This is a genomic window from Variovorax paradoxus B4 (assembly GCF_000463015.1).
Classification (GTDB): domain Bacteria; phylum Pseudomonadota; class Gammaproteobacteria; order Burkholderiales; family Burkholderiaceae_C; genus Variovorax; species Variovorax paradoxus_E.
In genome coordinates this window covers 3,843,496-3,857,012 of the sequence record NC_022247.1, presented here as the reverse complement: position 1 = coordinate 3,857,012, position 13,517 = coordinate 3,843,496, and the positions used below count along the sequence as shown (strand labels likewise).

General features: G+C 68.0%; 9 protein-coding genes. 1 reads left to right on the top strand and 8 read right to left on the bottom strand.

From position 1 onward, the window contains the following. Window position 1: 1 nt before the first annotated feature. The 3 genes from VAPA_RS17980 to pilQ all read right to left on the bottom strand — a co-directional run bounded on the left by VAPA_RS17980 (window position 2) and on the right by pilQ (window position 4,641). Entirely contained in the window at window positions 2-1,270 is a 1,269-nt protein-coding gene (locus tag VAPA_RS17980) for an ABC transporter substrate-binding protein (protein WP_021008188.1), read from the bottom strand. 85 nt (window positions 1,271-1,355) lie between these two features. Then, entirely contained in the window at window positions 1,356-2,468 is a 1,113-nt protein-coding gene (locus VAPA_RS17975) for an ABC transporter ATP-binding protein (protein WP_021008187.1), read from the bottom strand. Window positions 2,469-2,544: 76 nt separating this feature from the next. Continuing rightward, the gene (pilQ, locus tag VAPA_RS17970) at window positions 2,545-4,641 is read right to left on the bottom strand and encodes a type IV pilus secretin family protein (protein ID WP_021008186.1); all 2,097 of its coding nucleotides are present in this window, start codon (window positions 4,639-4,641) and stop codon (window positions 2,545-2,547) included. Between the two features lie 233 nt (window positions 4,642-4,874). On the opposite strand from pilQ, the gene VAPA_RS17965 reads away from it, so the two are divergent. Then, complete coding sequence (locus VAPA_RS17965) at window positions 4,875-5,954, top strand: hypothetical protein (protein ID WP_041946153.1); 1,080 nt, start codon at window positions 4,875-4,877, stop codon at window positions 5,952-5,954. A 5-nt stretch (window positions 5,955-5,959) separates the two neighbouring features. Here VAPA_RS17965 and cobA read toward each other — a convergent pair whose 3' ends face one another. The 5 genes from cobA to nirB are packed head-to-tail and all read right to left on the bottom strand — an operon-like array spanning window position 5,960 to window position 13,483. Next, complete coding sequence (gene cobA, locus VAPA_RS17960) at window positions 5,960-6,766, bottom strand: uroporphyrinogen-III C-methyltransferase (RefSeq protein ID WP_021008184.1); 807 nt, start codon at window positions 6,764-6,766, stop codon at window positions 5,960-5,962. Further along, window positions 6,763-7,668, bottom strand: a complete 906-nt coding sequence (gene ybiB / locus VAPA_RS17955) for a DNA-binding protein YbiB (protein WP_021008183.1) — start codon at window positions 7,666-7,668, stop codon at window positions 6,763-6,765. The genes cobA and ybiB overlap by 4 nt, the downstream gene beginning before the upstream one ends. A 47-nt stretch (window positions 7,669-7,715) precedes the next feature. Beyond that, complete coding sequence (locus tag VAPA_RS17950; protein WP_021008182.1) at window positions 7,716-10,511, bottom strand: nitrate reductase; 2,796 nt, start codon at window positions 10,509-10,511, stop codon at window positions 7,716-7,718. A 21-nt stretch (window positions 10,512-10,532) separates the two neighbouring features. Then, on the bottom strand, window positions 10,533-10,985 hold the full coding sequence (nirD, locus tag VAPA_RS17945) for a nitrite reductase small subunit NirD (protein ID WP_021008181.1): 453 nt from the start codon (window positions 10,983-10,985) through the stop codon (window positions 10,533-10,535). A 14-nt stretch (window positions 10,986-10,999) separates the two neighbouring features. Continuing rightward, window positions 11,000-13,483 (bottom strand): nitrite reductase large subunit NirB, encoded by a 2,484-nt coding sequence (gene nirB / locus VAPA_RS17940; protein ID WP_041946505.1) that lies wholly within the window; start codon window positions 13,481-13,483, stop codon window positions 11,000-11,002. Between the last annotated feature and the right edge of the window lie 34 nt (window positions 13,484-13,517).

The window sequence follows — 13,517 nt, the reverse complement described above, 5'->3', positions numbered from 1 at the left end:
ATCAGGCTGCGACGAACTCGTTCCACTTTCTGACCATGTATTCGTTCTCGTCCATCACCGCGTTCCAGCAGGCGATGCCGCCCATGCGCTGCTCGTAGCTGCCGCCGTCGCGCACCGCGCCGGCCTTCGCCAGCAGGTCGCCGTTCGGGCTCTTGATGTCCTGCGAGGCGGGCTTGCCTTCCATCCAGTAGGCCCATTCGTAGGCTTCCATCTTGGCCTTGGCGGTGTCGAGCACGGCGCTGTAGTAGCCCTGGCGGTTCAGGTAGGCGCCGGCCCAGCCGTCGAGGAACCAGTTGATGAATTCATAGGCGCCGTCGAGCTTCTTGCCCGACAGCGTGGCCGGCAGGCCGAAGCCGGCGGCCCAGGCGCGGTAGCCTTCCTTGAGCGGCTGGAAGTTGCAGGCGATGCCCTTGGTGCGCACGGCGGTGACGGCCGGCGACCACATCGACTGGATCACCACCTCGCCCGAGGCCATCAGGTTGACCGACTCGTTGAAGTCCTTCCACAGCGCGCGGAACTGGCCGGCCTTCTTGGCTTCGATCAGAGTCTTGATCGTCAGGTCGATCTCGGCCTTGGTCATGTTGCCCTTGTCGGCGTACTTGTGGATGCCCTTGGCCTCCACCACCATCGCGGCGTCCATGATGCCGATCGACGGAATGTTCAGGATCGCGGCCTTGCCCTTGAACTCGGGGTTCAGAAGCTCGGCCCAGGAACCGATGGGACGCTTGATCAGGTCGGGACGGATGCCCAGCGTGTCGGCGTTGTAGACCGTCGGGATGAGCGACATGAACTGCGTCGGCGCGGTCGCGAACTTCTTGGACTTCTCGCCTTCGAGGTAAATCACCTTCTTGGGCGCGGTGCCCTGGTCGCCCACCGCCTTGCCGGCGACTTCGCCCTTGGTGAAGAGCGTGGTGATCTTGTCGGCGTTCTTGATCTTCCTGGTGTCGATGCCCTTCAGGTTGCCGGTGGGCACGATCTTCTTGAGCGAGAAGAACTCGGTGTCGATCAGGTCGAAGCTGTTGGGCGCGGTGACGGCGCGCTTGGTCACGTCGTCGGTGGTCACGGCCACGTACTGGATCTCGATGCCGGTGTCGGCCTTGAACTTCTCGGCAATGGCCTTGTCCTGGTTCACCGCCGTGCCCAGGTAGCGCAGCACGATCTTTTCCTGCGCGTGCACGAAGGGCGCGATGCCCGTGGCCAGGATGCCGGCGGTGCCTTGCAGCAGGGTGCGACGCTGGAGGCCGGCAGACGAGTCGATGGGGTCGGTCATGGAAGAGTCTCCGTGGAAAAAAACAAGGGAAGGGACGGGGAAAAAGACAAACGGAAATGCAGGCAATGCATGAGCGGCCGCGCGCTCACAGCGGCATGCTCGCGAGCGCGGCCAGGTCGTCGCGCGCGAGGCTGCTGCCGTTGCCGACCGGCGCCGGTGCCCGCTCGGCGGGCGGCTTGGCGCCGGGGCCGAGTACGCGCGCATCGGCCTCGGCCCAGGACAGGCGCACCGCATCGCCCGGCGCATGGGGGCTCGCAAGAAAGGCGGATTCGCCCAGCAGCACCGAGACGCTGCCACGGCCGGGTGCGGCGTCCTGCAGCGCGAGGCCGAGCAGCACGTAAGTGCCCTGGTACTCGACGTCGGTGACCGTGGCGGCAATGCCGTCGCTCGCATCGCCAAGGGCGATCTTCATGTGGTCATTGCGCACGGCGACCGGGCCGGCGGGCGTGTCGAACACGTTGTGGCCGCCCATGAAGCGCGCCACGAACTCGCTCGCCGGATGGTTGTAGACCTGGTGCGGCGAACCGACCTGCTCGATCACGCCGTGGTTCATGACCACCATGGTGTTGGCCAGCGCCATCGCTTCTTCCTGCGAGTGCGTGACGTGGACGAAGGTCAACCCCAGTTCCTTCTGCCAGCGCCGCAGTTCGGCGCGCATCTGGATGCGCAGGAACGGATCGAGCGCCGACAGCGGCTCGTCGAGCAGCAGCACGCGCGGCTCGGTGATGAGTGCCCGCGCGAGCGCCACGCGCTGCTGCTGGCCGCCGGAGAGCTCGCCGGGCTTGCGCTCGGCCAGGTGGCCCATCGCCACGCGCTCGAGCAGCTCGCGTGCGCGCTTCTGTCGCTCGGCCTTGCCGACGCCTTTCATCTTGAGGCTGAAGGCCACGTTATCGAGCGCCGAAAGGTGCGGGAACAGCGCGAAGCTCTGGAACATCATCGCGGTGCCGCGCGCGGCCGCGGGCAGGTTGGTGATGTTGCGGTTGTCCAGCAGGATGTCGCCGCTGGTGACCGACTCGTGGCCCGCGATCATGCGCAGCGTGGTGCTCTTGCCGCAGCCCGAGGGGCCCAGCAGGCAGCAGTAGCTGCCGCTCGCGATGCGCAGGTCGATCTGGTCGACGGCGGCGGGCATGCCCGCGGCGTAGCGCTTGCTGAGCGCGACGACTTCGACGGCGGCGGGCGGGGGCGCGGCGGCGGTCATCGAAGGGCCCCGGGCGCAGGAAATGATCGGAAGGCGAGCATGCTGGCGTTAAGCACGCTCCATGCCACCCTGGGTGCTAAAGCGCGGCGTTCTGGCGCGCAATCATCTTCGGCGTGATGAACACCAGCATCTCGACCTTGTTCACCACCCGCTCGCGCGAGCGGAACAGCGCGCCCAGGTAAGGCACCTCGCCGAGCACCGGCACGCGCGATTCGTCGTTGGTCTCGGTCAGTTCGAAGATGCCCCCGATCACCACCGTGCCGCCGTTCTCGACCAGCACCTCCGTCTGCACATGCTTGGTGTTGATGGCCGGGCCGGCCGAGGTGCTGACGCCGCGTGTGTCCTTGCTCACGTCGAGCGTGAGGATGATGTTGCCCTCGGGCGTGATCTGCGGCGTGACCTCGAGCTTGAGCACTGCCTTGCGGAACGAGATGGAGGTCGCCCCGCTCGACGTTGCCTGCTGGTAGGGAATTTCTTCGCCCTGTTCGATCAGCGCCTTGGTCTGGTCCGCCGTCACCACCCGCGGGCTCGACACCAGCCGGCCCTTGCCTTCGGCCTCGAGCGCGGAGATCTCCAGGTTCAGCATGCGCGTGAAGCTCGAGTTGAACAGCGACAGCGAAAACGCTCCCGCGCTGCTGCCGGTGCCGCCCGCGTCGCCGGCCGGCAGGTTCACGAAGTTGCTGCTGGTGTACGAGGTAAAGCTGTTGTCGCTGCCCGTGGGGCTGGTGCCGAAGGAGCTGTTCTTGCCGATGGCCCCGCCGCCCAGCTTGACGCCCAGCGACTTCCCGAAGGTGTCCGAAGCCTCGACGATCCGCGCCTCGATCAGCACCTGCCGCACCGGCACGTCCAGCTTGCGGATGAGTTCGCTCACCTCGGCCAGGCGTTGCGGCGTGTCCGTCACGAAAAGCTGGTTCGTGCGGACTTCCGCAATCGCGCTGCCGCGCGTGCTCAGGAGGCGCGTTGCCGAAGCGCCGCCGCTGCCGCCCGCGCTGCCGGTGCCCGTCAGGCTTTGCACCACCGTGGCGGCCTTGGCGTAGTTGAGCTGGAACGACTGGGTGCGAAGCGCCGCCAGGTTCTCCAGCGCGGCCAGCGCTTCGAGCTCGATCTTTTCCTTGGCGTTGATTTCGTCCCGCGGCGCGATCCAGAGGATGCTGCCGTTCTTTCGCAGCCCCAGGTTCTTCGCCTGCAGGATGACCTCCAGTGCCTGGTCCCAGGGCACGTCCTTGAGCCGCAGCGTCAGCACGCCGGAGACCGTGTCGGAGGTCACCACGTTGAAGCCGGTGAAGTCGGCGATCACCTGCAGCAGCGCGCGGACGTCGACGCTCTGGAAGTTGAGCGTGAGCTTCTCGCCGGTGTAGCCGGTGCCCTGGGTCAGCTTGCCCGGATCGGTTTTGCGCGAGCGCACCTCGATGACGAACTGCTCGTCCGTCTGGTAGGCGCTCTGTTCCCAGTCGCCGCGCGAATTGATCGTGAGCCGGACCCGGTCCCCGACCTGCTGCGCAACCACCGATTCGACCGCCGTGCCGAAGTCCGACACATCGAGCCGGCGGCGCAGCGCCTCGGGCAGCGAGGCCCGCATGAACTCTGCCACCAGCGTCGAGCCCTGCCGCCGCACGTCCACGCCGAGCTGGCTGCTGCCCATCGCGATGAGCACGCGGCCGGCGCCGTCGCCGCCGCGCCGGAAATCGATGTCCTGCAGCGGCGTCACCTGGCGCTCCCTGCCTTCGGCGAATCCGGCGGTGGACGATGTCCGGGGCGGCTGGCCCGTTCCGGACTGCAACGAGACCAGCAGCGAGCGGCCCTGGATCTCCGCCTGGTAGGTCGTCGCATGCTTGAGGTTCAGCACCACACGCGAGCGTTCACCGGCCTGCACGACGTTGGCGCTGCGAAGGTTGCCCAGGTTGAACTCGATGGCCGAACGCCCCACGGCATTGGCCACGCCCGGAAAGTCCAGCGCAATGCGTGCCGGCTCCTGCACGACGAAGCCGGTGGGCAGCGCGGCCAGCGGGTGGGTGAAGTCGATGCGAACCAGCTCCACGTCGGCCCTCGCCGTGCTCGTGACGGCCTCGATGGCGTTCTGCGCCTGCACCGCCATCGACAGCAGCGAGGCGAGTGCAATGCCGATCCATCGCCGCAGTCGCAAAGCGCTCGGGGAGCGCGGGCATATCTTCATGGGTTCTCTCCGTGTACGGCAGGCGCGAACGACACGCGCGCTCTTCCGATGACGGAGTGAATGGTTTCGCCCAAACTGGGAGGAATCTTGCCGAACCGCGACCGATCGCAACTTGTGTTGCACGGATGCAATGGATCGCAGGCGGCCGCGCCTCTCCGATTTCTCCGAATTTGCGAGGAACCATCGCGGTTTTCCGATTCCCGTGGAGCGTGCGAATGATGGCGAGTCGATCGATGGTTGCGATGCTTGTGGGCGCGCTGGGCATCGCCTGCGCCGGGTCCGGCATGGGCGCGAGCCATGCCGTCGCGCACGCCGCCCTGGAGCGCCGGGAGCTGCCGCCCGCGGCGTCGGCATTGCGGCCGGCGGCGCGGCCCTGGTGGTCGGCCTTCGAGAGCGAAACCTTGAACGCGTTGATTGCCGATGCCGGCCGCGAGGCACCTTCGGCGGGCGCGAGCCTGGATGCGCCGGCCGCCGAGATCGGTGTCTCGGCGGCCTATGTTGCGCTGCTCGTGCAGACGCTGCACCTGGCGTACATCGACAACGCGCGCGCGGCGGCGCGGCGGCAATCGCAGCTCATGGCCGCGAGTCCCGCGCTGCACGACGACTTCAGCAAGGAACTGAAGCGCCGCGAGGCGGGCGCCGAGGCGGCGATGAAAAAGATCGATGCACAGCGCGAAGCGAACCTCGCCTTTCTCGTCGCGCGCTGCGGCCTGCCCGCGGAGGCGCTGAAACAGACGATCGCCGACGAGGTTGCAAAGCGCAGGCTGCCGCGTTTCGCGGCCTCGCTGCCGCAGGCCGTGCCCGCCGCGCTGCTTGCCAACCGTGACGACATCCAGCTGGCGGCGTCGCTGTACGGCATCGAGGCGCGGGCCTTGCTCGCAGGCACCATCGACGCCGTGGAAGACGCTGGCGAAAGCGATGCGCAGGCCGATGCGGGTCTTCCCGGCTATCCGCTTTTCCCGCAGGCTGTGGCGCAGGGCCGCGCGGAAGTCGCCGAGGCCTTGCGAAGGCTGCAGGCCTCGAACGACGCGGCGTTCGACGCGAACCGGCGGGTGCGCGAGGCGAGGGCCGAGTTCGAGCGCGCGAAAACGCGCATGAGCCGCGGGGAGATTTCGGAAGTCCAGATGCTGGAAGACTTCCAGGGCCTGATGCTGGACCAGCAGCGGCTGGCCGCAGCCGATGGCGAACTGGCGATCGCCTGGATTGCCCTCGTGGCCAGCCTCGGAAGCCGCACGCCGGTGGTGCTGCGCGCGAGCCCTGCGCCGGAAGCCGCCGCCTTCCGCGCACGGCTCGGGCTCGTCGGGAGTTTCTGAGAAGCCTAGGTGCCGAAACGGTTCCCGTCCGCCGGCAGCACCGCTGCGGCGAGTCCGCGCAGCACGTCGCCCACCACGATCACCGCGGGGCTGGCGATGCCGGCTTCGGCAATGCCGGCCTGCAGCCTGTCGAGCGTGGTCGCGACCTGGCGCTGGTTCGGCAGGCTCGCATGCTGCACCACGGCCACGGGCGTGTCGCCGGGCAGGCCGTGCAGCAGTTCGCGTTCGATGTGGCCGGCGCCCGCCACGCCCATGTAGATCACGAGCGTGAGCCGCGCGCTGTGCGCGGTGGCGGCCAGGGCGCGCCAGTCGGTCGGGTCTTCGGCCGCGCCGGCGCCGGTCCTGGCGTGGCCGGTGACGAACACCACGCCCTGCGCATGGTCGCGGTGGGTGAGTGGCACGCCCAGCGAGGTGACGGCCGCGAGGCCGGCCGTGATGCCGTTGACCACCGTGCATTCGATGCCGGCCTCGCGCAGGTGCTCGACCTCTTCGCCGCCGCGGCCGAAGATGAAGGGGTCGCCGCCCTTGAGCCGGACCACGGTTTCGCCTTCGCGCACCGCGGTGATCATGAGCCGCTCGATGAAGGCCTGCGGCGTGCTCTTGCAGCCGCCGCGCTTGCCCACGTGCACGATGCGTGCATCGGGCCGCGCATACGACGCCAGGATGCTCTCGCTCACGAGGTCGTCCACCAGCAGCACGGTCGCGGCCTGGATCGCCTTGACGGCCTTGAGAGTCAGCAGTTCGGGGTCGCCGGGACCGGCGCCCACCAGCGTGCAGCTTCCGGCAGCGGATGAAGAAGTGGCTTTGTTCATGCGTGGGATGCCAGTTGCGTGATATGCCTCACCTGCGTTGCGATGGCCTCCGGCACGGGAAGCTCGCCATTCAGCACACGTCGCGTGTATTCGGCCGTGGTCGTGACGTCGATTTCTTTCGGCAGGCCCGGCACCTCGCTCGACGTGCCACTTTCCTGGGCCTGCAGTTCGCTGCGCACGCCGCGCACGAAGCCGTCGATCTGCGCGGTGCGGCGCGGGTCGGACACCACTTCGCCCTCGAGGCCGCGCGAGAGCAGGGCGGTCATGCCCATGAGCTCGAAGGTCTCGCCCATGGTCCGTGCGTATTCCGGATGGGTGTAGCTTGCCACGACCACGCAAGGGCCGGTGGTCGGCTGCATCAGCTTGACCACGCTGTGGCCAGGGTTGCGCAGGCCGACCACGCGGCGTACGTCGAGCAGCCGCTTGAGCGCGGGATTGAGCAGCTCGGTCGGCGCAAAGCCCACCTCGCCGCAGGGGATCTTGCGGATGGCCGACAGCGCGGGCACGTCCAGCGCCTCCAGCACGTTCGACGCCAGCACGCGCGAGGTTTCGGTGGCGCTGCCATGCACCAGCACCGGCAGGCCTTCGCGGGCCAGCAGCAGCGCCAGCAGCGGCGTGAGCACCGGCAGCCGGCGTGCGCCGTTGTAGCTCGGCAGCACGATGAGCGGCCGATCGGCGGCGGGCACATGATCGAGCCGCGCATGCGTGGCATCGAGGAAACCCGCCATCTCCTCGGGCGTTTCGCCCTTGATGCGCATGGCAAGGCAAAAGCCGCCGATCTCCAGGTCGGTGACGGTGCCGTCCAGCACCTGGCCGAACAGGTCCGTGGCCTGCTCGCGCGTGAGCGGCTTGGCGCCTCGCGCGCCGCGGCCGATTTCCTTGATGTATTGGCTGATTCCCATGGGTGCGCCGATTGTCCCGCAATGCTTATGCCGGAATGCGAGTCGGCTTATGCACCCTCCGCCACGGTTTCGGCCGGCGTGGCGCGCACCATGCGCTTGAGCTCGGGCAGGCAGGAGCCGCAGTTGGTACCGCATTTCAGCGTGCCCTGCAGGGCTGCCAGGCGCTCGTCGGGCGTGCCGGTGCAGCGGCCCAGTTCGGCCTGGATCGCCAGATCGGTCACGTTGAAGCAGGTGCAGACCGGATGTCCGCGCGACTGCACCGCCACGGGCGCGCGCGCGCCCGGCGACAGCAGCAGCCGGCCGTAGCTTTGCGCCGGAATCTCCTCGCGCAGCAGGGTGCCGATCCAGGCTTCGGCGCTGGTGTCGCCGCCCAGCAGGAAGGCTTCGAGGCCGGCGTTGCCGTCGGCGCGCCGCACCAGCCGTGCCACGCGGCTCTGGCCGCGCCGGCGGTCGGCGTAGCGCAGGGCATCGCTGCCGCGCAGGCCGAGCAGGCCTTCGATGCGATCGATGGTTTCATCGGCCGGCGCGTCGTGCGCGGCGGCGCGGAACAGGATGCCGCTGCGTTCCTCGCCCGGCGTGTTACCCGAGAACGGCACGCAGGTGGCAAACGGAAACATCGCCATCATCGGCTTGAGCGCCTGGTGCGCGGCCAGCGCGGCGTCGGGCGGCAGCCAGGCCATGGCCAGAAGCGACCACGGCAGCTCGGCCTTGAGGATCTTGACCGGCGTGTGCTTGAGTTCGGGCTGCTTCGAGCTGGGGCAGTAGGCCGAGGTGGTCAGCGCGTTGATGCCCGCCAGCGGCGTGCCGGTCGACGAGCAGCCGCTCAGGTATTCCTCGCCCCAGTGCATGGCGACGAAAGCCTGGCTCAGGCCGATCTCGGCGCTGGCCTGCGCGGGCAGCAGGATTGAGCCGCGCCTGGAGGTGAGGTGCACGAGGTCGCCGTCCTTCAGCTGGCGGCGCGCCATGTCCTGCGCGTTCATCTGCACCACCGGCTCGGCCACGTGGCCGAACAGGCGGCCGACCGTGCCGGTGCGGCTCATGCCGTGCCACTGGTCGCGCAGGCGGCCTGTGTTGAGCGAGAATGGATAGCGCGCCTCGCGCGCCTCGGCCACCGGCTTGTAGACGGTGTCGACGAAACGTGCGCGGCCGTCCGGCGTGGGGAAGATGCCGTCTTCGTAGAGGCGTGCGCGGCCGGTGGCCTCGCCTTCCTTCAGCGGCCATTGCTGCGGGCCCGCGGTGTCGAGCATCGCGTAGCTCATGCCGGTGATGTCGAGGTCGCGCCCGCGCGTGGATTCGCGGTGCTCGTTCCACACCCGTTCGGCGCTGTCGTAGGGAAACAGCGTGGAGGTGCGGCCGAGCCGCTGTTCGAGCCGCCGTGCGAAGTCGACCGCGATCGACCAGTCGTGCCGCGCCTCGCCGGGCGCCGCCACAGCGGGCCGCACGCGCGAGATGCGGCGTTCACTGTTGGTCACGGTACCTTCCTTCTCTCCCCAGGTGGTGGCGGGCAGCAGCAGGTCGGCGAAGGCGCAGGTGGCGGTGGTCGAAAAGGCTTCCTGCACCACCACGAACTCGGCGCGCTCGAGGGCGCGGCGCACCGTGGCCTGGTCGGGCATCGACTGGGCGGGGTTGGTGCAGGCGATCCACAGCGCGCGGATCTCGCCGTCGGCCGCGGCCTGGAACATCTCGACCGCAGTCTTGCCGGGTTTTTCGGGTACCGAGGGCACGTTCCACAGCGCCGCCACCTCGGCGCGGTGCGCGGGATTGGCCAGGTCGCGGTGCGCGCTCAGCAGGTTGGCCAGGCCGCCCACTTCGCGTCCGCCCATCGCATTGGGCTGGCCCGTGAGCGAGAACGGGCCGGCGCCGGGCTTGCCGATCTGGCCGGTGGCAAGGTGCAGGTTGATCAGCGCCGCATTCTTCGCGGTACCGCTGGACGACTGGTTGAGGCCCTGGCAATAGAGGCTCAGCGTGGCCGGCGAGGTCGCGAACAGGCGCGCCGCGGCGAGCAGGTCTTCCTTCGAGATGCCGCAGATCTGCGCCACCTTGTCGGGCGTGCATTCGCGCACCGTGGTCTTCAGCGCATCGAAGCCGCTGGTGTGGGCCGCGATGTAGCCGTTGTCGGTCCAGCCTTCCCACAGCATCAGGTGCAGCATGCCGTTGAACAGCATGACGTCGGTGCCAGGCTGGATCGGCAGGAACAGGTCGGCGATCTCGACCGTGTCGGTGCGGCGCGGATCGGCCACGATGATCTTCAGCCCGGGGTTCGCGGCCTTCGCATCCTCGATGCGGCGGAACAGGATCGGGTGCGCCCACGCGGCATTGCTGCCCACGATGAAAAGGCATTGCACATGCTTCAGGTCGTCGTAGCAGGCCGGTGGTGCGTCGGCACCCAGCGTCTGCTTGTAGCCGGCCACCGCGCTGCTCATGCACAGGCGCGAGTTGGTGTCGATGTTGTTGGTGCCGATCAGGCCCTTGGCGAGCTTGTTGAAGACGTAGTAGTCCTCGGTGAGCAGCTGGCCCGAGACATAGAAGCCCACGGCATCGGGGCCGTGGTCGCGGATGACCTGCTCGAACTTGCCGACCGCATCGTCGAGAGCGGTGTTCCACGCGATGGGCGCCGGCTCGGCACCGCGCTCGGCACGCCGCATCGGCTGCAGCAGCCGCGTCTGTCGCGTGACCGTGGCCGTCGCCGTGAGATGCAGCGTCGAGCCCTTGGTGCACAGACGCCCGAAGTTGGCCGGATGGTCCGGGTCGCCCCGCACGCCGGTGATCTGCGCGCCATCGGATTCGATGATCACACCGCAGCCCACGCCGCAGTAAGGGCAGGTGGAGCGAGTTTCTTCCATGGGTAGTGCCTTGGTTTCGCGTTAGCTGCCGTGCGGCGCCTGCACGTCGAAGCTTTCGTCGCCCAGCTTGTCGGCCGTTGCGGCACCGGGGCCGGCGCGAGGCGGCGCCAGGTCGAGCGCATGCGTCTTCAGTTCGACCACGTTCATCATGACCTGGCCATCTTCGACCTTCACGGCAAACCTCGGCGTGCACCCCTCATCGGGCGACTTGGCGCAGCCGTCGTCCAGCCCGATGGCCCAGTTGTGCAGCGGGCAGGCCACGCTGGTGCCGAACACGATGCCCTGGCTCAAGGGGCCGCCCTTGTGCGGACAGCGGTCCAGCAGCGCGAAGACCTGGTCCTCGGCGTTGCGGAACACGGCGACGTCCACGCCCACCGGCCGCGCCACGCGGCGTGCACCCAGCACCGGGATGTCCTCGACGCGGCAGATCACCTGCCAGTCGTTGCTGTTGCTGTTGTTGGTGTTGTTGTTCATGGCTGTTGCTCCTTTCAGGCGGCCTGCGTTGCGTTGTCATCCACCACCGCCACCGGCGTGAACTGCCGCACATCGACGGACGCCTGGCTCGACTCGAACCACGGATCGGGCTCGCCATCGAGCGCGAACTGCAGCCGCTCCCACAGCGCCTTGCGGCCGGCTTCGTCTTCGAGGATCTTCTTCTTCACGTAGTCCAGCCCCACCCGCCCGATGTAGTGCACCGTGCGCTCCAGGTACCAGCCTTCCTCGCGGTACAGCTGCAGGAAGGCGCCCGAATACTCCATCACCTCGGCGGCCGTCTTCACCTTCACCAGGAACTGCGCCACCTCGGTCTTGATGCCGCCGTTGCCGCCCACATACAGCTCCCAGCCCGAATCCACCCCGATCACCCCCACGTCCTTGATCCCCGCCTCGGCGCAGTTGCGCGGGCAGCCCGAGACCGCCAGCTTGACCTTGTGCGGCGAGTACATCGCCCACAGCGCGCGCTCCAGGTCCTTGCCCATCTGGGTGGAGTCCTGCGTGCCGAAGCGGCACCACTCGCTGCCCACGCAGGTCTTCACCGTGCGCAGGCTCTTGGCATAGGCAAAGCCCGAGGGCATGCCGATGTCCTTCCACACGCCTTCCAGGTCCTCCTTCTTCACCCCCAGCAGGTCGATGCGCTGGCCGCCCGTGACCTTCACCGTCGGGATCTTGTACTTGTCGGCCGCATCCGCGATGCGCCGCAGCTCGTCGGGCGTGGTGTGGCCGCCCCACATCCGGGGAATGACCGAGTAGGTGCCGTCCTTCTGGATGTTGGCGTGGCTGCGCTCGTTGATGAAGCGGCTCTGCGGATCGTCCTTGGCCTCCTTGGGCCAGGTGCTGATCAGGTAGTAGTTGATGGCCGGGCGGCAGGTGGCGCAGCCGTTGGGCGTGCGCCAGCCCAGGTTGCGGTAGACCGCGTCGTGCGTGAGGTAGTGTTCCTTCCTGATCGCGTCGCGCACGTCCTGGTGGTTGGCGTCGGTGCAGCCGCACACCGCCTTCTTCTTGGGCGTGGCCGAGTAGTCGCCGCCGGCGGTGAACATCAGGATCTGCTCGACCAGCCCGGTGCACGAGCCGCAGCTGGCGCTGGCCTTGGTGTGCTTCTTGACCTCGTCCAGGGTGAACAGGCCCTTGTCCTTGATGGCCTTGCAGATGGTGCCCTTGGTCACGCCGTTGCAGCCGCACACCTCGGCCTCGTCGGGCATGCTGGCGGCCTTGCTGTGGCCCTCGTGGCCGGTGTCGCCGATGTTCGATTCGCCGAACATCAGCTTGTCGCGGATGTCGCCCACGCTGCGCCCGTCGCGCAGCAGCTTGAAGTACCAGCTGCCGTCCACCGTGTCGCCGTACAGGCAGGCGCCCACCAGCTTGTCGTCCTTGATCACCAGCTTCTTGTAGACCCCGCCGAAGGGGTCGCTCATGACGATCTCCTCGGTGCCCTCGCCGCCCATGAACTCGCCGGCGGAGAAGAGGTCGATGCCGGTGACCTTGAGCTTGGTGGAGGTCAGCGAGCCCAGGTAGCGCCCGATGCCGAACTGGGCCAGGTGGTTGGCCGCGACCTTGGCCTGCTCGAAGAGGGGGGCGACCAGGCCGTAGGCGATGCCGCGGTGGGCCGCGCATTCGCCGACCGAGTAGATGCGCGCGTCGGTCACGGTCTGCATGGTGTCGGTGACGACGATGCCGCGCTGGCAGTGCAGGCGCATCCGCTCGGCCAGCTCGGTATTGGGGCGGATGCCCACGGCCATGACGACCAGGTCGGCGGCCACTTCGGTGCCGTCCTTGAAGCGGATGGCCTTGACCCGGCCATCCTTTCCCTCATTGCTGTCACCGACGAGCTCCTGGGTCTGGGCACCGATCAGGAACTTCAGGCCGCGGTCTTCCAGCGACTTCTGCAGCAGCTTGCCCGCGACGTCGTCGAGCTGGCGCTCCATCAGCCAGGGCATGACGTGCACCACGGTGACGTCCATGCCGCGCAGCATCAGGCCGTTGGCCGCTTCCAGGCCCAGCAGGCCGCCGCCGATGACGACCGCGCTCTTGTGGGTGCGCGCGGCCTCGATCATGTAGTCGGTGTCGGCGATGTCGCGGTAGGCGATGACGCCCTTGAGGTCCTTGCCGGGCACCGGGAGCATGAAGGGGTTGGAGCCGGTGCACATGAGCAGGCGGTCGTAAGGGGCTTCGGTGACGCCACCTTGCGCATCCACGGCGCGCACGATGCGTTTCACGCGGTCGACCTCGACCACCTTCTTGCCGGCGTGCAGGGTGATGTGGTTGTCGGTGTACCACTCCCAGCTGTTGAGCACGATCTCCTCCACGGTCTGCTCGCCCGCGAGCACGGGCGACAAGAGGATGCGGTTGTAGTTGGGATGCGGCTCGGCACCGAAGACGGTGATGTCGTACAGCTCCGGCGCGAGCTTCAGGAGCTCTTCGAGCGTGCGCACGCCGGCCATGCCGTTGCCGACCATCACGAGGTTGAGTTTCTTCATCATGGTTGGGGCCTTTCGGGGAATCAAGCGATGG